Raw genomic sequence first — 22,673 nt, forward strand, 5'->3', positions numbered from 1 at the left:
GACGGGCAACTTCAGGACATACCTGTCGGGATCGGTCCCGCCCCCAAAATCCAGGAAAAACAGCTTTGAAAGTCATCGCCAGTTCTATTCGCAAGGGCAACGTCATCGAGCAAGACGGCAAGCTTTACGTGGTTCTGACCGCCGAGAACATCCATCCCGGCAAGGGAACCCCGGTCAGCCAGATCGAAATGCGCCGAATCAGCGACGGGGTGAAGGTGTCGGAGCGCTACAAGACCACCGACCAGGTGGAGAAGGCGACCATCGAGGATCAGAATTTCAACTACCTTTACAAGGACGCCGACGGCTTTCATTTCATGAATAACGACAATTACGATCAGGTTCAGGTGCCGGAGGACATCATCGGCAATGCCGCCCCCTATCTGCAGGAAAACATGACCGTAAAACTGTCGCTGCACGGCGCCATTCCGGTGGCGATCCAGATGCCGCAGCGGGCGACGCTCGAAGTCGTCGATACCGAGCCGGTCACCAAGGGCCAGACCGCATCGTCATCCTACAAACCGGCCAAACTGTCCAACGGCGTGCGCACCAACGTGCCGCCCCATATCGGGGTCGGAACGCGGATCGTGGTGATGACCGAGGATGGGTCCTACGTCGAACGCGCCAAGGATTGACGCCACTCACGCTGCCGGTCGTCTCCGCGCCGGCGGAGACCCATGCCCTCGCCGTCCATGAAATATCAGTAGATTCAATGACGGCGCGGTCTACGTCATGCCCGGATAACGCCGGGCAGCGCGTTCAACGTCATGGCCGGGCTTGTCCCGGCCATCCACGTCTTTGCTCCACATCAGAAAGAAAGACGTGGATGCCCGGCACAAGCCGGCATGACGGCGAAATGTGTGCATCCAGTAGGGCTTGACCCGGCAATCCGTCCCCTTCGAAACGACTCTTGCGAAGACGGATGGATACGCGGGTCAAGCCCGGCAATGACGGCGGAGATGTGTGAACACGGCAGCGCCTGCGCGGGAACGACGTCAATGCAGCGCACCGCCCGCAAGAGCTGCGCGGCATCCGGGGCGCGAGACGTTACGACGCCTTCGCCTGCGGCGCCTGCCTGCGCATCGGCGGCGTCCAGCGATAGGGCGCGCCAATCCTGTTCCAGACATTGATAGCCGCGATCGCGGTGGAGAGATAGGCCAGCTCTTTTTCCGAAAATTCCGCGCTGACTTCGGCATAGAGTTCGTCGCTGACGCCATGCGACACCAGCGTCAGCGCCTCGGTCCACGCCAGCGCCGCGCGTTCGCGGGCCGAAAAGACCGGCGCCTCGCGCCACACCACGACCAGGTTGAGCTTGTCGATGGGAACGCCGAGCGTTTCCGACACGAGGATGTGGTGCTGCACGCAGAACGCGCAGCCGTTGATCTGCGAGGCCCGCAACTTGATCAATTCAAGCAATTGCTTGTCGAGGCCGTTATGCTCGGCAAGCTTGTTGAGCGCGAGTATGGCGTCGATCGCATCGGGCGCCAGTTGCGTGAAGGTTTTCCGATCGGTGCGAGGAGCGTGATTTTGTGACACGGCTAGCACTCAGGCTGCGCGGGTTTTGACTCAACGGGATTGCTCTCCGGAGCCTGATATTGCGTCCAGTGGGCAACAGCGAGGATGAGGACGAGTGCAAAGACAGGCATAAGGATGGCGATGGCTTGAAATTGCGTCATTCCTCAAGTCCTCCGAGAACCTGCCTTCCAACAAATGTAATATCATGCTCACCGCAAGGCAAACGGCGGAACTGATAAGCACCAAGGTTTGATCGGCACGATTTGACCCAAATCCATCGGTTTGCGACGCTGCGGGAGCAAATACACCAGCGTTCCAGCGGCGAATTGGCCTCTGCCAATGAACCCTCCAGGCCATTACAATGAACCGATGAACCAGATCGATTCTCGAAAATCGCTGACCCGCCGGACCCTGCTGCAATCCGGCTTCGGCGCTGGTGCCCTGCTCGCGCATCCCGCATTGGCGTTCGCCGCGGCACCGCCCGGCTTCGAGCAATGGCGCGACGGATTTCGTGCCCGCGCGCTCGCCAAAGGCATCTCGGACGCCACCTACACCCGCGTCATGGGCCGTATCGAGCCGGACATGACCGTGTTCAAGCAGATGCAGCGCCAGCCAGAGTTCTATGAACAGATCTGGCAATACATCAATCGCCGCGTCTCGGACTGGCGCATCATTGCCGGCAAGGAGGCGTTGCGGAAAAACCAGGCGCTATTCGCCCGCATCGAACAGGATTTTGGCGTCGAGCGCGGCACGCTGCTGGCGCTGTGGGGCGTCGAATCCGCGTTCGGCGATCCCCTGGTGCAGCAGAACCACATGCGCCCGGTATTCCCCTCGCTGGCGGCGTTGGCGTGGAACGAGCCGCGCCGCCGCGCCTATTGGGAAACCGAGCTGATCAACGCGCTGCGGGTCGTCGACCGCGGCTGGAGCACGCCGGAGGAGATGCGCGGCTCGTGGGCCGGCGCCATGGGGCATACCCAGTGGATGCCCGAGGTCTGGCTCAATGTCGGAATGGACTACGACAAGGACGGCCGCGTCTCGCCGTTCGGCAGGCCCGACGATGCGCTCGGTTCCACCGCGCGGTATCTGGTCAATCGCGGCAAATATCACCGTAATGAGCATTGGGGCTACGAAGTACGCGCGCCCGGCGCCGCCCCGAGCGGCAGCCGGAGCTATGCGGCCTGGAGCAGTGCCGGCGTCACCCGAGCCGACGGCGAGCCTTTTCCGCAGCCGAATGCCGGCGCGCAATTATGGGTGCCCGTATCAGGCGGCCCGGCGTTTTTGCTGGGACCGAACTTTTATGCGGTGCGCAGCTACAACCCCTCCATGAACTACGCGCTGGCGATCTGCCATCTCGGCGACCGCATCCTGGGCAGCCCGCCGTTCATCCAGCCGTTTCCCGGCTCCGAGCGTGCCTTGACCCTGGCCGAAGTCCAGGAAGTCCAGACCCGCCTGACAAAAGCCGGCTTCGACACCGGCGGCACCGATGGCCGCGTCGGCAACGACACCATGAAGGCGGTGAAGGATTATCAGACCAGGATCGGCCTGCGGCCCGCGGACGGTTATGGCGGATTGAAGGTGCTGGCGCGGTTGCGGCAGGGCGGTTGATCCATCGTCACTGCGGGGAAGCGAAGCAATCCAGTCCATGTTCGTCAGGATGGATTGCCTGGTCGCACCAGCTCCTCGCAACGACCAAACAAGGTCAGCGATCTAACGGATCACCGCCGGCCCCATATCCGGCGCCGCCACATCCATCACGCGCAACTGTACGCGCTCGGCGCCCTGATAGCGGTCGACCGCGAGACATCCCGCCACATGCAGCGGCTGGCCGCGATGCTCGGCCAGCGCGTTGCCGAGTTTTTGCCCGATCGAACGAAACGCGATGCCGTTGACGATGGCGCCATCGCCGGATTTGAACCGCACCCGCATATGGGCTTGTCCGACCTCGTCGGCGAACACCAGTTGATGCGACGGCAATGCGATCACCGGCTCCGGATTGCCGCTGCCGAAGGGGCCGGCGCGATTGAGCGTCGCGACCAGCTCCGGCGTTACCGCCCGCGCGCTCACCGCGCCATCGATGAAAAGTTCATGGGCGTGGCGCGACTGGGCGACGTCGTTGGCGAGCGCGCTTTCCATCGCGGCGCGGAATTCCGCCAGCCGCTCTTTCCGCAAGGTCACGCCCGCCGCCATGGCGTGCCCGCCCCCTTTGATCAGCAGACCGTCGCTCACCGCCTGGCGCACCGCGCGGCCGAGATCGACGCCGGAGATGGAACGGCCCGAGCCGGTGCCGATGCCGCCCGGCTCCAGCGCGATCGCAAACGCAGGCCGCGAGAATTTTTCTTTCAGCCGCGACGCAACGAGCCCGACCACGCCGGGATGCCAGCCCTCCGACGCCGTCACGATCACCGCACCCTTGTCCTCCAGCCCAAGCGACGCCAGCGCCTCGGCTTCGGCTTGCGCTTCCGCCATCTGTTCGATGACGCGACGTTCGGTGTTGAGCCGGTCGAGCTCGGCGGCGATCCTGGCGGCTTCCGAGACGTCGCCCTCGAGCAATAGCCGCACCCCGAGATCGGCGCGCCCGATCCGTCCGCCGGCATTGATGCGCGGCCCCAGCATGAAGCCGAGATGCCAGGCCTCCGGCGGTCCGTTCAGCCGCGACACGTCCATCAGCGCGGTATGGCCGACATGGTCGCGCCGCCGCATCGCGATCAGGCCTTTGGCGACAAAGGCGCGGTTGAGGCCGATCAGGGGAGCAACATCGGCCACGGTACCGAGTGCCACGTGATGCAGCATGCCGAGCAAGTCAGGCTCCGGCATCTCGGCCGTCCAGAATCCCCGCGCGCGCAATTCCCTGTTGATCGCGACCAGCGTAACCAGCACGAGGCCGACCGCGGCGAGATGACCGAGGCCGGAAAGGTCGTCCGACCGGTTTGGATTCACCAGGGCTTCGACGATGGGCAACTCGTCGCCGCACTGATGATGATCGATCACGACCACCGACATGCCCAGACGTCCGGCCTCGGCCAGCGGCTCCAGGCTGGTGGTGCCGCAATCCACCGTCACCAGCAGCGTCGCACCCTTTTCCGCGAGCATCCGCACCGCTTCGACATTGGGACCGTAGCCTTCGAAGATGCGGTCCGGAATATGGATCAAAGGGTCAAGCCCGCAATGACGCAGGTGCCACGCCAGCAGCGCCGCCGAGGTTGCGCCGTCGACATCGTAGTCGCCGAAGATCGCGATCTTTTCGCGGCGTATCGCGGCGTCCGCGATACGCTTCGCCGCGGTTTCCATCTGCGTTACAGTATGCGGATCCGGCATCAGCTTGCGGATGGTCGGATCAAGGAAATCCGCCACCGCGTCGATCTCGACGTCGCGTCCGGCCAGCACCCGCGCCAGCATTTCGGGCAGTTGATAGCGTTGCGCAATCGCCAGCGCGCGCGCAGCCCCGCGCGGATCGAGCCGATCGCGCCACAGTTTTCCCGTCGCCGACAGCGACACGCCGAGAAAGGCCTGCGGCGATTCGACCGGGAGTGCGGATGCGGGGAGTGTCATGCTAGGTCAGGAGATAGGCAGGTCGGCCTGCAGTTCAATGATTCGCGCAGACCGCCGCGGCTTAAATCCATCATCTTAAGCGCAACACGTCCGCCGTGATCCTGACGAGGTGCTCGCCGTTCTTCACGGCGAGCCCCGAAGGATGGGCCGCAACATGTGCCTGGCTCCATCCTTGGAGACGCCGCCTTGCGGCTTGTTCAGGATGACGGCGGTGGATGCGGCGCAGCCTAGCAGCCCATCCGCCCCGCGATCTCGTTGAAATCCTTGGCAACGATATCCCAGTCGCCCTTGGCCTCGAAATCGTATTTCTGCAGCGGGCCGTATTCGGTCGGGCGCGCGACGAAGGCCGTCTTCAATCCCAGTTTCTGCGCGGCCTTGAGGTCGTGATTATGCGCCGCCACCATCATCACCTGCTCCGGCGGCAGGCCGAGCAGCCTTGCCGCGCCGAGATAGGTTTCCGGATCCGGCTTGTAATGCTCGAACAGTTCTGCCGACAGCACCAGATCCCACGGCAGCCCGGCGAACTTTGCCATGTCGGTAAGCAGCGCGACGTTGCCGTTCGAGAGCGGGCCGATGATGTATTTTGTTTTCAGCCGCGTCAGGCCCGACACGCTGTCCGGCCAGGGATGGAGCCGATGCCAGCCCATGGTCAGATAATGCAGGTCCGCCTCGTTCAGTCCCGAAATCGAATGTTGCGCCACCAGTTTTTCCAGCGACCGCCGATGCAGCGTGTCCAGTATCACGTAGCCGCGCTCCGGGTGCTTGCGCACCTCGTCCATCGACGCCGCATACACCGCGCGCCAGCCATCTACCAGCCCGGTCCAGTCCGCGGTGATGCCGCGAGTGGCCGACCATGTCGTGAAATCGGCGATCAGACTGCTGCGCCAGTCGACCACGGTGCCGAACACGTCGAATACGAGGGCTTTTACGGTGGATACGTCAGGCATGTTTCACTCCTATTTTTCCGTCATTCCAGGATGCGCCTCCTGGCGCAGGCCGGAATCCATCATCCCGATCGTGTTGATGGATTCCGGGCTCGCTCGCTTCGCTCCCGCCGCGGAATGACGCTGTCAGAGCACTTTCCGGTATTGAATGAATCCGAGATTGTCGGCGACCTTGTCATACAGCGCGCGGGCCTGCGCGTTGTTCGACTGCGTCAGCCAGTACACGCGGCTCGCGCCGGCGGATTCCGCCTTGCGGTAGACTTCTTCGATCAATGCGCGGGCCAGCCCGCGATTGCGCGTCTGTTCCGACACGTACAAATCCTCGAGATAGCAGTAACGGTTGCGCGCCCATGTGGAGCGGTGAAACAGATAATGCGCGAACCCCATCAACCGGCCGTCGACATAGCCGCCTAATGCAAATAACGGCTCGCCGGGATCATGAAACCGCGCCCAGGTGGTATCGCTGATCTCCTGCGTCAGCGTCGATTTGTAGAATGTGAGGTATTCGGCCCACAGCGGATTCCACGCGTCACGTTCGTCTTCGCCAATTGCACATACCAGGACATTGGCCGCCATGGTCGACTCAATCCAGGTGGAATTTTTCGAACTGGCGGTGTTCGGCCTTGATGTAGCGCACGGTGCCGGTCACCGAGCGCATCACCACGGTTTCGGTCTCGATCACGCCCTTGCGGAACTTTACGCCGGACAGCAGCGAGCCGGTGGTGACGCCGGTTGCCGCGAACAGGCAGTCGCCTTTCGCCATGTCCTCGATGCCGTAGATGAAGCGCGGATCGGTGACGCCCATTTTGCGGGCGCGCTCCCGCTTCTCCTCGGTATCGAGAATCAGCCGGCACTGCATCTGCCCGCCGATGCAGCGCAACGCCGCCGCCGCCAGCACGCCCTCGGGCGCGCCGCCGGTGCCGATATACATGTCGACCCCGGTGTTGTCCGGATCGGCGGTGTGAATGACGCCGGCGACGTCGCCATCGGTGATCAGGCGCACGGCGGCGCCGGTGCCGCGCACCGCGGCGATGATATCGGCGTGACGCGGACGATCGAGCACCAGCACCGTGATGGCGGAAGCGTCGACACCTTTGGCCTTGGCGAGGCGGCGGACGTTGTCGGCGGGAGTAGCATCGAGTTCGACCACGCCTTTAGCGTAGCCCGGACCGACCGCGATCTTCTGCATATAGACGTCGGGGGCATGAAGCAGCGTGCCGCCGTCGGCCATCGCCATGGTCGCGATCGCGCCCGGCATGTTCTTGGCGCACAGCGTGGTGCCCTCCAGCGGATCGACGGCGATATCGACCTGCGGACCGGCATTCATTCCGACTTTTTCGCCGATGAACAGCATCGGCGCCTCGTCGCGCTCGCCCTCGCCGATCACAATGGTGCCTTCGATCGGAAGTTTGTTGAGTTCCCGGCGCATTGCGTCAACGGCGGCCTGATCGGCGGCTTTTTCCTGGCCGTGGCCGCGCAGCCGCGCCGCCGACACCGCGGCGCGCTCGGTGACCCGCACGATTTCCAGGGTCAGGATGCGCTCCAGCAAAAGCTGCTGCGGAACGGAAATTTGGGTCGACATCGATATAAACTCCTCAGGCATCTTAGCGGGCAATGGCCCGAAGCATTTCATCGAAGCGCCTGACCTTTCGGATCACGCGCTGGTTCGTTGCGCTAGTTCTTCTCAATTCGTATCACCTGCGGACGTCCGCTGATGACCTTGTCTCGCTGCACCGCCTGCAGGGCGCGGCGCACCGCGTCCTCGCTGGTCGCGTAGGTAATCAGAATCACCGGCACCGGGGACGGTTTCCGCGCCGCGCCGTTGGCGTCAACGCCATCGGGATGGCGTTGCACAATGGATTCAATGGAAATTTTCTGCTCCGCAAGGCGGGTCGCGATCGTCGCTGCGGTGCCGGCGAGATCGCGCGCCATCAGGCGAATGTAGTAGCCGCCTTCATGGCGCTCCATCGGAGCTTTTTTGGTGGCGCGCAGTTTCGCCACCGGGCGGCCGAACGGCATGGCACGAATGCCGCGCGCAATATCGGCAATGTCCGCAACGACGGCAGACGCGGTCGCCGCCCCGCCCGCGCCGGGACCTACCAAGGTAATCGGCGAAATGCCCTCGCCGTCGATGGTCACGGCGTTGGTGACCCCCATCACCTGCGCGATCGAGGACGACTTCGGCACCATGGTCGGATGCACGCGCTGCTCGATGCCCTTGGCGGTCCGCACCGCGACGCCGAGCAGCTTGACGCGGTAGCCGAGGTCTTCGGCAGCGCGCAGATCGGCCGGCGCGATCGAGGATATGCCTTCCACGTAGACTGCGCCCTGCGCGACCTTGGTGCCGAAGGCGAGACTGGCCAGAATCGCAAGTTTCTGCGCGGTGTCGTGACCGTCGACGTCGAACGACGGATTGGCTTCGGCATAACCGAGCCGCTGGGCGTCCTTCAGGCATTCGGCGAACGACAGCCCCTCCTGCTCCATCCGGGTCAGGATGTAGTTGCAGGTGCCGTTGAGAATGCCGTAGATGCGGTTGACGCCGGTACCGGCAAGGCCCTCGCGCAACGTCTTGATGACCGGGATCGCCGCACCGACTGCGGCTTCGAAGTTGAAGGCGCCGCCATGCTTTTCGGCCGATGCCGCCAGCCGCAGCCCATGCTTGGCGATCAGCGCCTTGTTGGCCGTGACCACTGATTTTCCGGCTTTCAAGGCGGCCTCGATGGCGGAGAGCGCAGGTTCGCCGGAGCCGCCCATCAGTTCGACAAAGCAGTCGACGCCGGGATCGTTGGCCAGCGCCAAAGCGTCGGCGGTCCACGTGATGCCGCGCAGATCGAGACCGCGCTTCCTGGCTTTCGAACGCGCGGTCACCGCGACCACGCGGATGGCACGGCCGGCGCGGGCCGACAGCATCCCGCTTTGCGCTTCAATGAGGCGGACCACCTCGGCGCCAACAGTGCCGAGCCCCGCAATACCCACTTTCAGGGGTGCGACCATAACGCGAAAACCTGCCGGAATAAGCCTTGTTGAGGCACGATCTGGCCCGAAAACCGGAGTCCGCTTTTCGGGATCATGCCTATCGCCGGTTGGCGAGAGGAACCACGTTGTGCAACGTTTCGATGCCGCTTTCAAGGAAGCGGCGCACGCCGCGCGCGGCCTGGCGGATACGCTGCTCGTTTTCCACCATTGCGATGCGTACATAACCCTCGCCATGCTCGCCGAAGGCGACGCCGGGCGAGACCACAACGCCGGATTTCTCCACCAGCAGGGTTGCAAATTGCATGCTGCCGACGTCTTTGAATGCCGGCGGCAGCGGCGCCCAGGCGAACATCGAGGCGCTCGGCGGCGGAATCTCCCACCCGGCACGGCCGAACGATTCCACCAGCGCGTCGCGGCGCTTACGGTAGGTGTCGCGCATCTCGCGGATGCAGTCTTCCGGACCGTTGAGGGCCGCGGTTGCCGCGACCTGCACCGGCGTGAAGGCGCCGTAATCCAGATAGGATTTCACGCGCGTCAGCGCGCCGATGATGCGCTCGTTGCCGACCGCGAATCCCATGCGCCAGCCGGCCATGGAAAACGTCTTTGACATCGAGGTGAATTCGACGGTGACGTCGATGGCGCCGGGAACCTGCAGCACGGAGGGCGGCGGATCGTTGTCGAAATAGACCTCCGCATAGGCGAGATCCGACAGGATGAAGACCTCGTGCTTCTTGGCGAACGCCACCAGGTCCCGGTAGAAATCGAGGCTCGCCACATAGGCCGTCGGATTGGATGGATAGCAGACCACGATCGCCAGCGGCTTTGGGATCGAGTGAATGATGGCGCGCTCGCACGCCTCGAAGAACTGCGGCGTCGGCTCCGACGGAACCGATCGGATCACGCCGCCCGCCATCAGGAAGCCGAAGGCGTGGATCGGATAGCTGGGGTTCGGGCACAACACCACGTCACCCGGTGCGGTAATCGCCTGGGCGACGTTGGCAAAGCCCTCCTTGGAGCCCAGCGTCGCTACGATCTGGGTTTCCGGGTTGAGCTTGACGCCGAAACGCCGGTCGTAATAGGCCGCCTGCGCCTTGCGGAGGCCGGTGATCCCGCGCGAGGCGGAGTAGCGGTCGGTCCGCGGCTTGCCCAGCGTATCCTTGAGCTTGTCGATGACATGGGCCGGCGTCGGCAGGTCCGGATTGCCCATGCCTAGGTCGATGATATCTGCGCCTGCGTTCCGCGCGGCTGCCTTGGCCCGGTTGACCTGTTCGAAGACATAAGGCGGCAAGCGGCGGATGCGGTAGAATTCTTCCATGGGTCCAAAACTCCGGGAGCCGGCTACGGCAGGCCCGACTGGCAGGAGAAACGCGTTCGGTCAGTGATTTAGAGCGAATTCGGACGCTTATCGGGTCTGGTTCGCTGTAAGCTTGGCCGTTGAATCAGGTTCTTTTTATCACGGACGCCATCCGACGCCACCTGTTACCGCGCTGCCCGTCACTTCCCGGCCGGGTTTTTTGCAGCCGTGGCAGCGGCCTCGGCCGCGGCGATCGAGGCTTGGCGGTCGCGGGCGGCAATCAGCTCGGTCGAAACCTTGCTGCGCTCCGCCGCGTCCATCGCGTTTTCCGGCCGGTCCTGCGGCAGGTCGTGCACGGCCGGGTAAGCGCCGACCTGCTTCGGCCGCGCCGGCGCATCGGCCGGAGTTCCCACCAGCGGCAAATCCGCAATCGACGTCGAACAGCCGCCGGCCGGAAGCGCCAGCAGCAGCGCGCCCGCAACCACTATTCTTTTGACTCGATCCGCCGAAATCAACTCGTGGTCCTCTCCGCTCGGAAACCTTTGCCGCCCTGATGCTTATTTCATCGGCCGGCGCTGTACCGGGGACAGTAGCGCCAAACGATTAAAGCCTGAACAACAGATCGTACCGGTGGGACGCCAATATGACCGAACCAAGACGTTTTGTCGCAGTGCAGCAGCCCCGGATCAGGCGGCCTGCCGCAAACCTGCCTGGTCGATCACGGCGTGACGAACCTGAAATGACGCTATAGTGTCGAGCCATGAACGACGTCAGCACCACAACCAGAACTGCGAAAACCTTCGACCCGGAAGCGTTCGCGATGAATGTTGCGAAGGCGATGGAAAGCAGCGGCCAGGCGCTCGCGGCCTATCTCAAGCCGCGCGAGGGCGAAACCAAGGACAAGCCGCCGACCGAACTCGGCGAAGTGATAAAAACCTTCAGCACGGTAGCCGACTATTGGCTGTCGGATAAAACACGCTCCGCCGAACTTCAGATGAAGCTCGGCAAGGCCTATCTCGATTTGTGGGGCTCGTCGATGCGCCGCCTGCTCGGCGAGGAGGCGGCGCCTGCGATCGCTCCGGCGCCGCGCGACAAGCGGTTTGCCGATCCGGAATGGAAGTCAAACCAGTTCTTCGACTTCGTGATGCAGGCCTATCTGCTGTCCACGGAGTGGGCGCAGTCCCTGGTGCGCGACGCCGAGGGGCTCGACCCGCACACCCGCAAAAAAGCCGAGTTCTACGTCCAGCAGATCGCCAACGCGCTGGCGCCGTCGAATTTCGTCCTCACCAATCCGGAAGTGCTGCGCGAGACGCTGGCGTCCAGCGGCGACAATCTGGTGCGCGGCATGAAGATGCTGGCCGAGGATATCAACGCCGGAGGCGGCACGCTGCGCATCCGCCAGTCCGACCCGTCCAATCTCGAAGTCGGCGTCAACCTCGCCACGACGCCGGGCAAGGTGATCTTCCAGAACGACCTGATGCAACTGATCCAGTATCAGCCGGCCACCGAAAAAGTGCTGCGCACGCCGCTCCTGATCGTGCCGCCCTGGATCAACAAGTTCTACATCCTCGATCTCAAGCCGGAAAAATCCTACGTCAAATGGTGCGTCGAGCAGGGCATCACGGTGTTCCTGATATCGTGGGTCAATCCGGACAAGGCGCTGGGCCAGAAGACGTTCGACGATTACATGAAGGAAGGCCCGCTCGCGGCGATGGATGCCATCGAGAAGGCGACCGGCGAATTGAAGGTTCACACCGCCGGCTATTGCGTCGGCGGCACCCTGCTCGCCACCACGCTGGCATGGCTCGCGGAAAAGCGCCGGCAACGCGTGATGTCGGCGACATTCTTCGCAGCTCAGGTCGATTTCACCCACGCCGGCGATCTGCTGGTATTCGTCGACGAAGACCAGATCTCGGCGCTGGAACGCGACATGCAGGCGACCGGCGTGCTCGAAGGCAGCAAGATGGCGATGGCCTTCAACATGCTGCGCTCGAACGACCTGATCTGGTCCTATGTCGTGAGCAATTACCTCAAAGGCAAACCGCCGACGTCGTTCGACCTGCTGCATTGGAATTCCGACGCGACCCGGATGCCGGCGGCAAACCATTCCTTTTATCTGCGCAACTGCTATCTGGAAAACCGGCTGTCCACCGGCAGCATGGTGCTGGACAACACCCTGCTTGACCTGTCGAAGGTGAAGGTCCCGGTCTACAATCTGGCCACCAAGGAAGATCACATCGCCCCGGCGGATTCGGTGCTGTACGGCTCGCAGTTTTTCGGCGGCCCGGTAAGGTTCGTGCTGTCCGGATCGGGGCATATTGCCGGCGTGGTCAATCCGCCGGCATCGAACAAGTACCAGTTCTGGACCAACGACGACATCAAGGACATCACGCTTGCCGACTGGTTCAAGGGCGCCCAGGAGCACAAGGGTTCCTGGTGGCCGGACTGGCGCCAATGGCTGGCGGGCATCGACGCCGAGGAAGTGCCGGCGCGCGCGGTCGGCACCGAGGCGCTGCCCGCGATCGAGGACGCGCCGGGCAGCTACGTCCGGGTTCGCGCGTAGCGCAACGCAGCGCATTTGAATATAACACGCCGTCCCGCCGGTACGGGGATTCGAACTTGAATGAGGGGGAGCCTATGACGCGCGAACTGTTCTGGCTGACATGGACGGTGATCCTGACCGGGTTGATGTGGGTTCCCTACATCCTCAACCGCTGCCAGGTGCGCGGTCTTTCCGGCGCCATGGCCAATCCATCGCGCGGCGACAAGCCGCAGGCCGAATGGGCCAACCGATTGATGTTCGCCCACGACAACGCGGTTGAAAATCTCGTGGTATTCGCGCCGCTGGTGCTGATCCTCAACGCCATCGATTATTCCAGCAAATGGACCGTGCTGGCGTGCGCGGTGTATTTCTGGGCCCGCCTTGCGCATCTGATCGTCTACACCATGGGCTTGCCGATCTTCCGCACGCTGGCATTCACCGTGGGCTTCCTCGCACAGGCGGTTCTCGCGCTGGCGATTTTCAAGATCCTTTGACTGTGCGACCTGTTCTGCAAAGGGCGGCTGTAAGATCTACATTTCGTCATACGCGGGGCTGACCCGCCTCTCCGGGCAAGCCCCTGCCGGATTCACACATCTCGTCATGCCCGGGCTTGACCCGGCCATCCACGTCTTTGCTCCACATCAGGAAGAAAGACGTGGATGCCCGGCACAAGGCCGGGCATGACGGCGTGTTGGCGTCGCAGCGCAGTGTAGCGCCGCATCACGCCAGGACACGAGAGGCCGTCATTGCCGGGCTTGACCCGGCGTGTGTTGCGGCGTGTTGCGCGCTCCACGGGACGCGTTCCCCGGACGCAGCGCAGCGCGCAGCCCTTGCGGAGCGGTGCGCTGCAGAGCCGGGGTCCCGGTTCTGCGAAGCGGCATGAAGAATGCCGCATCGCGCCCGGGACACGGGGAGGCCGTCATGGCCGGGTCAAACCCTACTGGATTGACACATCTCGTCATACGCGGGCTTGACCCGCGTATCCATCCGTCTTCGCAAGAGTCGTTTCGAAGCGGATGGATTGCCGGGTCGAGCCCGGCAATGACGGCGGAGATGTCTGCATCCAGTAGGGTTTGACCCGGCCATGACGGCCGGGACGATGCGTGAATACCGCAGGAGAGGTTTAGGAGGCGCGTTTGTTGCATGGGCCGCCTCGACCATGCAACCGCGCCCGACCAGCGTCAGATCAAGGCAAGATGAACCGCGCCGCCTCCGACCTTAAAACCATAGTCAGGGAAATCGCCGACGAGATGGCGCAGCGGACGGACCGCGGCGAGGTCGCGAATTACATTCCGGAACTGGCAGGCGTTCACAACAAGCGCTTCGGCCTCGTCGTGATCGACGGCGCAGGTCACGTCGCGGCGGCGGGCGACAGCGAGATGCCGTTTTCGATCCAGAGCATCTCGAAAGTCTTCACGCTGACGCTGGCGCTTGGCCTGGTCGGCGACAAACTATGGCAGCGTGTCGGCCGCGAACCGTCGGGCAGTCCGTTCAACTCCATCGTCCAGCTCGAATATGAGCGCGGCAAGCCGCGCAACCCGTTCATCAATGCCGGCGCCATCGCGGTCACCGACGTCATCCTGTCGGGACATCAGCCGCGCGAGGCGATTGGTGAAATCCTCCGCTTCATGCAATTTCTTGCCGACGATCCTTCGATCGCGATCGACGATGCCGTCGCGGCTTCCGAGCAGCGCACCGGATTTCGCAATATCGCTCTCGCCAATTACATGAAGTCGTTCGGCGTGCTCGACAACCCGGTCAATTATACGCTCGGGGTCTATTTCCACCACTGCGCGATCGCCATGTCGTGCCGGCAGCTTGCCATGGCCGGGCGTTACCTCGCCTGGTCCGGCGTCAATCCGTCCACCGGCCATTCCGTCGTCTCGGTTGAGCGCGCCCGCCGCATCAATGCGGTCATGCTGACCTGCGGCCACTATGACGGCTCGGGAGAATTCGCGTTTCGCGTAGGTCTGCCGGGAAAGAGCGGCGTGGGCGGCGGGATCCTCGCGATCGCGCCCGGCAAGGCTTCCATCGCGGTCTGGTCGCCGGGGCTCGATGTCCACGGCAACTCGCATCTCGGCCGCGTCGCGCTCGAAAGCTTAAGCAAGAAGGTGGGCTGGTCGATCTTCGGCGTTTGAGGCGCACATCGCCGCCGGCCGCGCAATCACGTAGTGCGCGACCGCTCGGCCTCCTGGATCGCCGCGTCGTGATACCAGCCGCTGCCGGCAATCACCCTCGCCGCCTGCATCGGCGCAAGATTGGTGTTGGCTCCCTCCCCGGCGCTTGGAGCGAAGCGGCCCCGCGGTGGAAATTGATAAATCCGGGCGGACCCGTCTGGAATAACCGTCGTCATCGCTCGTCTCCGTTTGCGCGCCTGACCCAACGCGTGAATTGTTGTCTCGATCCGATATAAGCCTGTTGCACTCACATTGCTCAGTTTGCCTCACAAAAAACCGGCAAATGCATACAATATCAGCAGTGGCCGTTTTGCATCTTGCCCCGGCATCACCGATGCTGCGCCGCGGCGGCCCTGCTCAATGTCTGCCCATCGCAACGATTTTGCTGCGCGGATTGGCATGTTTAGTGCTTCGGGAAGCCTCAAGGCGGTTGGCGGCGGGTGCCGTTGGCGGCAGAACGCGAACAAGATCTTCGTCATCAGCTCATGAGAGATAGGTAATGACAAAATACAAACTCGAGTACATCTGGCTCGACGGCTATACGCCGACACCGAATTTGCGCGGCAAAACCCAGATCAAGGAATTCGCTTCATTCCCGACGATCGAGCAGCTTCCGCTGTGGGGATTCGACGGCTCGTCGACCCTGCAGGCGGAAGGCCGGAGCTCGGACTGCGTGCTCAAGCCGGTCGCGGTTTATCCGGACGGCGCGCGCACCAATGGCGTTCTGGTGATGTGCGAAGTGATGATGCCGGATGGGATCACTCCGCACGCGACCAACAAGCGCGCCACCATTCTCGACGATGAAGGCGCCTGGTTCGGTTTTGAACAGGAATACTTCATGTACAAGGACGGCCGGCCGCTGGGCTTCCCGGCGACGGGTTATCCGGCGCCGCAGGGCCCTTATTACACCGGCGTCGGCTACAGCAATGTCGGTCCGGTCGCGCGCGAGATCGTCGAGAAGCATCTCGACCTCTGTCTGTTCGCCGGCATCAACCATGAAGGCATCAACGCCGAGGTGGCCAAGGGCCAGTGGGAATTCCAGATTTTCGGCAAGGGCTCCAGACGCGCCGCCGACGAGATGTGGATGGCGCGCTATCTGCTGCAGCGGCTGACCGAAAGCTACGGCATCGACATCGAGTATCACTGCAAGCCGCTCGGCGACACCGACTGGAACGGATCCGGCATGCACGCCAACTTCTCGACCGAATACATGCGCACGGTCGGCGGCAAGGAATACTTCGAGGCGCTGATGGCAGCCTTCGAGAAGAACCTCATGGACCACATCGCCGTTTACGGCCCCGACAACGACAAGCGCCTGACCGGCAAGCACGAGACCGCGCCCTGGAACAAGTTCAGCTACGGCGTGGCCGACCGCGGCGCTTCCATCCGGGTGCCGCACTCGTTCATGAAGAACGATTACAAGGGCTATCTCGAAGACCGCCGTCCGAACTCGCAAGGCGACCCCTACGCCATCGCTTCCCAGATCCTGAAGACGGTCGCGGAAGTTCCGACCGCCAAGAAGGCGGTTGCGGCGTAAGCGTTTCGTTATACGACCGACCATTCCAACACGGCCTGGACTTCGGTCCGGGCCGTGTTTCGTTTTAGCGTCATTGCCGGGCTTGAGCCTGCTGGATTCACACATCTCGTCATACGCGGACTTGACCCGCGCATGACGGATTGCGTCCGGAGCACGGACGTTGTTACTGCTCCGAAAATCCCAGCATCAGCCGCATGTTCTGCACCGCCGCGCCGGAAGCGCCCTTGCCGAGATTATCGAGCCGCGCCACGAGAATCGCCTGGCGGTGTTTGGCGCTGGCAAAGACGTAGAGTTCGAGCCTGTTGGTCTCGTTGAGCGCCTCCGGTTCGAGTCGTCCGCTCTTTGTCGCATCGTTGTCGAGCGGCATCACCGAGACATAGCTGCTGCCGGCATACCGCTTGGCCAGTGCTGCGTGCAGATCGGCGCCGTCCGGCCTGGCCGGAAGCGTATCGAGGTGCAGCGGCACCGAGACCAGCATCCCCTGCCGGTAGTTGCCGACCGACGGCACGAAGATCGGCCGGCGCGTCAGATGGGAGTAACGCTGCGTCTCCGGCACATGCTTGTGCTCGAAGCCGAGACCATAGAGTTCGAACGCCGGCGCGGTGCCGTCTTCGAAATTCTGGATCATGGACTTGCCGCCGCCCGAATAGCCGCTCACCGCGTTGATGGCGACCGGGTGATCCGCCGGCACCAGACCGGCGTCGACCAGCGGCCGCAGCAGCGCGATCGCGCCTGTCGGATAACAGCCGGGGTTAGAGACCTTTCGCGCGGCGCGGATCTTGTCGGCCTGATCCGGCGCAAGTTCCGGGAAGCCGTAGACCCAATCGGGCGCGACCCGAAACGCGGTGGAAGCATCCAGCACTTTCGGAGCCGCGGCGCCCAGGCCGTCGATCAGCGCGACGGTTTCCTTTGCGGCGTCATCGGGCAGGCAGAGGATCACGAGGTCCACCTCCGCCATCAGCGCACGCTTGGCAGCCTGGTCCTTGCGGTTTTCCGCAGCGATGCTTCTGACCGTAACGTCGCTTTGCCGGTCGAGGCGTTCGCGGATTTCCAGCCCCGTCGTACCGGAGGCGCCATCGACGAACACGGCGGGTGTTCGGGACGTTTTGGCGGTTGGCATCAGGGCTGTCGGCTGGCTGGTTTCGGAGAGGGTCATGGCGTGTTCCTTCCACCGGCGGGTCCGCTGACGGGCACGAGTGATTTGTAGTCCAACTGCGGCCGCAGCGCGACCATCCGTTTTCCGACCGCCTGCGCGGCGGCATCGCTTTGCCGTGACAGCGCAGTCGCAATCGCGGCGTGGTCGACATCGGATTTGTGCTGGTTCAGCTTGAAACTGCCTTCGATCTCTTCGACCGTCATCACCAGCCCGATGATCGCCGTCATCATCGCCTCGCGCCGCCCCGCGGCCATCATGTCGGGCGTCCAGCACGGCTTCGGCGCCAGCCAGCTTTCAAACTTGCCGCTGAGCGCATCGAGATGCTCGCCGAGTTGGCGACCCGACATGGTCCGCACCGGGCCCGACAGATGCACCGCCTGATAAAGCCAGGTCGGCACCTGATCCGGCGACGCGTACCAATGCGGCGACACATAGGCGTCGGCGCCGCTAACCGCAATCAGCCAGTCCGATTGCCCGTCCGCAAGAGCGGCCAGCCTGTTGCCGCGCGCAACATGAAACGACACGCAAGGCGTACCGTCGCTCGAATATTCGAGGCAGAACGGCAGCGGCGAAGCGACCGGCCTTGCCCCGTCGTAAGCGCAGACCGTGCCGAAACCGCGCGCGGCGGCGAATGCGAGGCTTGCGACGCGGTCGGCCTGAAAGAACGGTGGTGCATACATGGCGATCTCCTGCGGGCTTCAATGCAGCCGCCGGGACCAGATCGCGCTTAGTGCAGGGAAATACCGCGGACCGGATCCGGCGGCAGGGGCTGATTCAAACGCGTGAAACCGCCCATGCCGCGAGGGTGCGGCGGCGGCGGGCGATCGATGGGGTCGCAGCGCTGATCATGGGCGCGGCTATAAGGCCACGCCCGGTTTTCGTCAAGTTGTTATCGTGTCCCGGCTCACATTAGCGCATGCGCAGGCTCGATCCGCGCGCAAGGCCGGGCGCGCCTTCAACGTCATGGCCGGGCTTGTCCCGGCCATCCACGTCTTTGCTCCACACCAGAACGAAAGACGTGGATGCCCGGCACAAGGCCGGGCAACGACACATGAGAGCGTTTAAATCACCGGATTCCACGGCGCCGGGACCAGCCGGTAGCCATTGCCATCCTTCTCGACATAGCCGTTGGCCGGGAATGGATAATGGAAGCCCTGCACCCGCATCTTGTCGGCGGCCAGCATGTCATAGACCTTGCGGCGGGTCTTTTCCGCCAACGCCGGGTCCTGATCGAACACCAGGTGCCAGCCCGGATTGGTCACGAACAAGGCCGGAAGGTTGGTAACGTCGGACTGGATGAATATCTTGTCCGATCCTGACGACAGGACGTAGGACGTATGTCCCGGTGTATGGCCGATGGATTCCACCGCGAGCAGGCCGGGTGCGACGTCCTTGCCCCACTCGTAGGGCGTCACCTTCTTCTTCAGCCCGGTCTCGAACACCCGGCGGTTGTTCTTGAACAGCCCGGTCAACCGCTCGCCGCTGGCGCGACTCATCTCGCCGTCATCCATCCAGTATTTATACTCGGTGGCGGGCACCAGCACTTCGGCGTTTGGGAACGCCGGCCCGCCGTCGGCGGTGAGCAGGCCGTTGACGTGGTCGCCGTGGAAATGCGAGATCACCACCATGTCGACGTTCTTCGGGTCGAAGCCCGCGGCGGTCATGTTGGCGATGAACTGGCCGACCGCGCCCTTGCTCGCGGCGAACGCGGCGGGACCGTTGCCGGTGTCGATCACCACCAGCTTGCCGCCGGTATTGATCACCAGCGGTGCGAACTGGATGCTCATCTTGTCCTTGGGCATGAAGGCCTTTTCGAGCGCGGCGTTGACCTCATCCTTCTTGACGTTGAGAACGAAGCCGTCGCCCAGCGCGAAATTGTTGACCCCATCGGAAATGACGTTCACCTGCGCATCGCCGACCTTGTAGCGATAGAAACTGGGCGCCTGCTTGTCCGCCACGGGCGCGGCCGCCTGTGCCGAAACGGTCGGCAGCAGCGGCGCGGCGGCGAGCGCGGCGGCGCCGGCCAAGGCGTGACGTCGGGTCAATTCCATGGTGATGTCCTCCCTGTGAGAAATCGAACAGGCGCGGATTTCCCGCTTCCTGGCCTTTTATCGCGGCGAGTCGTACCAGCATTCTGGTCCCGGCGCGATCACGGCGGTTGCGGTACCACGTCCGTCATCTCAGGGGACTAACCCCCGCCTCAGCGGCTTATTCCTGCGGCCACGACGTCAGACCACGCGCCACAGCCATTCGGCGATCTGCGAGATCACGTCGCCGAACAGCAGCAGTGCTGCGGCCCACACCAGCGCCGAAATGAAATTGGCGGTCTGAAAACGCCAGTACGGCATTTCGAAGATGCCCGCGGCCAAGGGCACGGAAGCTCGCAGCGGCCCGAAAAACCGGCCGATAAAGATGCTGGGGACGCCCCAGTTCTTCACAAAGGCTTCGCCGCGCGGCAGCAGATCGGGATAGCGCGACAGCGGCCACATCTGTGCGACATGTTCCTTGTATTTGATACCGAACCAGTAGGACAGCCAGTCGCCAAGGGCGGCGCCGATGCCGCCGGCGATCCAGACCGGCCAGAAGCTGATCTCGGCAGCGCCGATCAGCGCGCCGATCGCCACCAGCGCACCCCAGGCCGGAATCAGCAATGAGATGAACGCCAGCGATTCCCCGAATGCCAGCAACAGCACGATCGGCGCGGCCCAAGCCTGATGCTCGCGGACAAAACCGGCGACGCCGCGAAACGCTTCTTCCATTCCCTGAACGCCTTCATGCCCGCGATCTTTCCGGAATCGATTTGGACCATTGCGGCGACCAATGTCCAGTTAACGCTCCGGCCGTCACTTTTTAAGCTCATCCGTGGCATAGTCAGGGGTGCCGATTCGTCGCCTCATTGATGCGTGCAACACATGAAAAGCCATGCCGAAGCCATTGAAAAATAATGACAAAACGCGATCAGTCAACGACTTATTTGGGGCCCCCGAGCCGCGCGGCCGGGCGATCTCCAAGGCTGCGCCACGCGGTTCCAGCGCCGAGGCCGGATACACCGCCGCCGATATCGAGGTGCTCGAGGGTCTCGAGCCGGTGCGCCGCCGCCCCGGCATGTATATCGGCGGCACCGACGAAAAGGCGCTGCATCATCTGTTCGCCGAGGTCATCGACAACGCCATGGACGAGGCGCTGGCGGGGCACGCCTCCTTCATCGAAGTCGACATGAGCGCCGACGGATTTCTGACCGTCACCGACAACGGCCGCGGCATCCCGGTCGATCCGCATCCGAAATTCCCGAAAAAATCCGCCCTCGAAGTCATCATGTGCACGCTGCATTCCGGCGGCAAGTTCGACTCCAAGGTCTACGAGACCTCGGGCGGCCTGCACGGCGTCGGCGTCTCCGTGGTCAATGCGCTGTCCTCGCGGCTCGAGGTCGAAGTCGCGCGCAGCCAGAAGCTCTATCGCATGGCGTTCGAGCGCGGCCATCCCAGGGGCAGGCTCGAGGATCTCGGCAGGATCAACAACCGTCGCGGCACCAGGATCCGCTTCAAGCCCGACGTCGAGATTTTCGGGCCCAAGGCCGCGTTCAAGCCGCAGCGCCTGTTCAAGATGACGAGGTCGAAGGCCTATCTGTTCGGCGGCGTCGAAATCCGCTGGCGCTGCGATCCCGAACTGCTCAAGGGCGTCGACGACGTGCCGGCCGAGGACAGTTTCCACTTCCCCGGCGGGCTGAAGGATTATCTCGGCGCCGCCATCCATGCCGACACCCTGGTGCATCCGGATATCTTCTCCGGCAAATCGGGCCGCAACGGCGCCCACGGCGCCTGCGAATGGGCGGTGGCGTGGACCGCCGACGCCGACGGGTTCCTGTCGTCCTACTGCAACACCGTGCCGACCCCCGACGGCGGTACCCATGAATCCGGCATGCGCAGCGCGCTGCTGCGCGGCCTGAAGGATCACGCCGAGCGCGTCGGCCAGGGCAAGCGCGCCGCCTCGATCGTGTCCGAAGACGTGATGGTGGGTGCTGCCGTAATGCTGTCGGTGTTCGTGCGCGAACCCGAATTCCAGGGCCAGACCAAGGACCGCCTTGCCACCGCCGAGGCGCAGCGCATCGTCGAGCAGGCCATCAAGGACCCGTTCGACCACTGGCTGTCCGGCAATCCGGTGCAGGCGAGCAAGCTGCTCGAATTCGTCGTGGAACGCGCCGACGAGCGGCTGCGGCGCCGCGCCGAAAAGGAAATCTCGCGCAAGACCGCGGTGCGCAAATTGCGTCTGCCCGGAAAACTCGCCGATTGCACCAACACCGCGGCCGAAGGCTCGGAGCTGTTCATCGTCGAGGGCGATTCGGCCGGCGGCAGCGCCAAGCAGGCGCGCGACCGCAAGACCCAGGCCATCCTTCCCCTGCGCGGAAAAATCCTCAACGTCGCTTCCGCAACCAAGGACAAGCTCACCGCCAACGCCCAGCTTGCCGACCTGATGCAGGCGATCGGCTGCGGCACGCTGGCGCATTACCGCGAGGAGGATCTGCGCTACGCCCGCATCATCATCATGACCGACGCCGACGTCGACGGCGCGCATATCGCCTCATTGCTGATCACGTTCTTCTACCGCCAGATGCAGCCCTTGATCGATCAGGGCCACCTCTATCTTGCGGTGCCCCCGCTCTATCGCCTCACCCACGGGGCGAAGACGGTCTACGCCCGAGACGATGCGCACAGGGATCAACTCTTGAAGAGCGAATTCAACGCCAACGCCAAGGTCGATGTCGGCCGCTTCAAGGGGCTCGGCGAAATGATGCCGGCGCAGCTCAAGGAAACCACCATGGATCCCGCCAAACGCACGCTGCTGCGCGTCAAACTGCTGACCGAAGACCGCGACGGCACCGCCGATTCCGTGGAGCGGCTGATGGGTACCAAAGCCGAAGCGCGGTTCGCGTTCATTTCCGACAAGGCGGAATTCGCGCGCGAGGACCTGCTGGACGTATGAGTGGAC

At 63.4% G+C, this 22,673-nt stretch carries 20 protein-coding genes; 7 read left to right on the top strand and 13 right to left on the bottom strand.

All coding sequences use genetic code 11. The features are described from left to right. Positions 1-65: 65 nt before the first annotated feature. A complete protein-coding gene (gene efp / locus ACFE72_RS13965; RefSeq protein WP_375413695.1) occupies positions 66-632 on the top strand; it encodes an elongation factor P in 567 nt (188 codons plus the stop codon). Positions 633-1,044: 412 nt separating this feature from the next. Here the strand turns inward: efp and ACFE72_RS13970 are convergent, their stop codons facing one another. Continuing rightward, on the bottom strand, positions 1,045-1,533 hold the full coding sequence (locus ACFE72_RS13970; RefSeq protein WP_375413696.1) for a carboxymuconolactone decarboxylase family protein: 489 nt from the start codon (positions 1,531-1,533) through the stop codon (positions 1,045-1,047). Between the two features lie 348 nt (positions 1,534-1,881). Here ACFE72_RS13970 and ACFE72_RS13975 point away from each other — a divergent pair, with 348 nt between their 5' ends. Continuing rightward, positions 1,882-3,117 carry a lytic murein transglycosylase gene (locus tag ACFE72_RS13975; RefSeq protein WP_375413697.1) on the top strand — a complete coding sequence of 412 codons (1,236 nt, stop codon included), beginning with the start codon at positions 1,882-1,884 and terminating at the stop codon, positions 3,115-3,117. A gap of 102 nt (positions 3,118-3,219) precedes the next feature. On the opposite strand, the gene recJ is transcribed toward ACFE72_RS13975, so the two are convergent. The 7 genes from recJ to ACFE72_RS14010 all read right to left on the bottom strand — a co-directional run bounded on the left by recJ (position 3,220) and on the right by ACFE72_RS14010 (position 10,790). Next, positions 3,220-5,061 (bottom strand): single-stranded-DNA-specific exonuclease RecJ, encoded by a 1,842-nt coding sequence (gene recJ / locus ACFE72_RS13980; RefSeq protein WP_375413698.1) that lies wholly within the window; start codon positions 5,059-5,061, stop codon positions 3,220-3,222. 227 nt (positions 5,062-5,288) lie between these two features. Then, positions 5,289-6,008, bottom strand: coding sequence for a haloacid dehalogenase type II (locus ACFE72_RS13985; RefSeq protein WP_375413699.1), 720 nt, complete (start codon positions 6,006-6,008; stop codon positions 5,289-5,291). A 123-nt stretch (positions 6,009-6,131) separates the two neighbouring features. Beyond that, entirely contained in the window at positions 6,132-6,581 is a 450-nt protein-coding gene (locus ACFE72_RS13990) for a GNAT family N-acetyltransferase (protein WP_375413700.1), read from the bottom strand. A 7-nt stretch (positions 6,582-6,588) separates the two neighbouring features. After that, positions 6,589-7,587: a class II fructose-bisphosphatase gene (glpX, locus tag ACFE72_RS13995; protein WP_375413701.1), complete on the bottom strand. Its 999-nt coding sequence runs from the start codon at positions 7,585-7,587 to the stop codon at positions 6,589-6,591. A 92-nt stretch (positions 7,588-7,679) separates the two neighbouring features. Further along, positions 7,680-8,999 (bottom strand): homoserine dehydrogenase, encoded by a 1,320-nt coding sequence (locus tag ACFE72_RS14000; protein WP_375413702.1) that lies wholly within the window; start codon positions 8,997-8,999, stop codon positions 7,680-7,682. A gap of 79 nt (positions 9,000-9,078) precedes the next feature. Continuing rightward, positions 9,079-10,296 carry an LL-diaminopimelate aminotransferase gene (locus tag ACFE72_RS14005; RefSeq protein ID WP_375413703.1) on the bottom strand — a complete coding sequence of 406 codons (1,218 nt, stop codon included), beginning with the start codon at positions 10,294-10,296 and terminating at the stop codon, positions 9,079-9,081. A gap of 179 nt (positions 10,297-10,475) precedes the next feature. After that, the gene (locus ACFE72_RS14010) at positions 10,476-10,790 is read right to left on the bottom strand and encodes a hypothetical protein (protein WP_375413704.1); all 315 of its coding nucleotides are present in this window, start codon (positions 10,788-10,790) and stop codon (positions 10,476-10,478) included. A gap of 245 nt (positions 10,791-11,035) precedes the next feature. Between ACFE72_RS14010 and ACFE72_RS14015 the strand changes: the two genes are divergently transcribed. The 3 genes from ACFE72_RS14015 to ACFE72_RS14025 all read left to right on the top strand — a co-directional run bounded on the left by ACFE72_RS14015 (position 11,036) and on the right by ACFE72_RS14025 (position 14,955). Next, entirely contained in the window at positions 11,036-12,838 is a 1,803-nt protein-coding gene (locus ACFE72_RS14015; protein ID WP_375413705.1) for a PHA/PHB synthase family protein, read from the top strand. A 74-nt stretch (positions 12,839-12,912) separates the two neighbouring features. Next, positions 12,913-13,311, top strand: a complete 399-nt coding sequence (locus ACFE72_RS14020) for an MAPEG family protein (protein ID WP_375413706.1) — start codon at positions 12,913-12,915, stop codon at positions 13,309-13,311. 702 nt (positions 13,312-14,013) lie between these two features. Further along, positions 14,014-14,955 (top strand): glutaminase, encoded by a 942-nt coding sequence (locus ACFE72_RS14025; RefSeq protein WP_375413707.1) that lies wholly within the window; start codon positions 14,014-14,016, stop codon positions 14,953-14,955. A 26-nt stretch (positions 14,956-14,981) separates the two neighbouring features. On the opposite strand, the gene ACFE72_RS14030 is transcribed toward ACFE72_RS14025, so the two are convergent. Then, a complete protein-coding gene (locus tag ACFE72_RS14030) occupies positions 14,982-15,170 on the bottom strand; it encodes a DUF2735 domain-containing protein (protein WP_375413708.1) in 189 nt (62 codons plus the stop codon). Between the two features lie 323 nt (positions 15,171-15,493). On the opposite strand from ACFE72_RS14030, the gene ACFE72_RS14035 reads away from it, so the two are divergent. Next, positions 15,494-16,531: a glutamine synthetase beta-grasp domain-containing protein gene (locus tag ACFE72_RS14035; RefSeq protein WP_375413709.1), complete on the top strand. Its 1,038-nt coding sequence runs from the start codon at positions 15,494-15,496 to the stop codon at positions 16,529-16,531. 163 nt (positions 16,532-16,694) lie between these two features. Here the strand turns inward: ACFE72_RS14035 and argC are convergent, their stop codons facing one another. From argC to ACFE72_RS14055, 4 genes are all read right to left on the bottom strand, one after another. Beyond that, on the bottom strand, positions 16,695-17,651 hold the full coding sequence (gene argC, locus ACFE72_RS14040) for an N-acetyl-gamma-glutamyl-phosphate reductase (protein ID WP_375413731.1): 957 nt from the start codon (positions 17,649-17,651) through the stop codon (positions 16,695-16,697). Between the two features lie 32 nt (positions 17,652-17,683). Next, complete coding sequence (locus ACFE72_RS14045; RefSeq protein WP_375413710.1) at positions 17,684-18,367, bottom strand: FMN-binding negative transcriptional regulator; 684 nt, start codon at positions 18,365-18,367, stop codon at positions 17,684-17,686. 381 nt (positions 18,368-18,748) lie between these two features. Further along, positions 18,749-19,738 (bottom strand): MBL fold metallo-hydrolase, encoded by a 990-nt coding sequence (locus tag ACFE72_RS14050; protein WP_375413711.1) that lies wholly within the window; start codon positions 19,736-19,738, stop codon positions 18,749-18,751. A gap of 177 nt (positions 19,739-19,915) precedes the next feature. Then, positions 19,916-20,446, bottom strand: a complete 531-nt coding sequence (locus ACFE72_RS14055) for a DedA family protein (protein ID WP_375413712.1) — start codon at positions 20,444-20,446, stop codon at positions 19,916-19,918. A 163-nt stretch (positions 20,447-20,609) separates the two neighbouring features. Between ACFE72_RS14055 and parE the strand changes: the two genes are divergently transcribed. Continuing rightward, positions 20,610-22,667 (top strand): DNA topoisomerase IV subunit B, encoded by a 2,058-nt coding sequence (gene parE / locus ACFE72_RS14060; RefSeq protein WP_375413713.1) that lies wholly within the window; start codon positions 20,610-20,612, stop codon positions 22,665-22,667. Positions 22,668-22,673 lie beyond the last annotated feature (6 nt).

Source organism: uncultured Bradyrhizobium sp. (genome assembly GCF_964252615.1).
Lineage (GTDB): Bacteria > Pseudomonadota > Alphaproteobacteria > Rhizobiales > Xanthobacteraceae > Bradyrhizobium.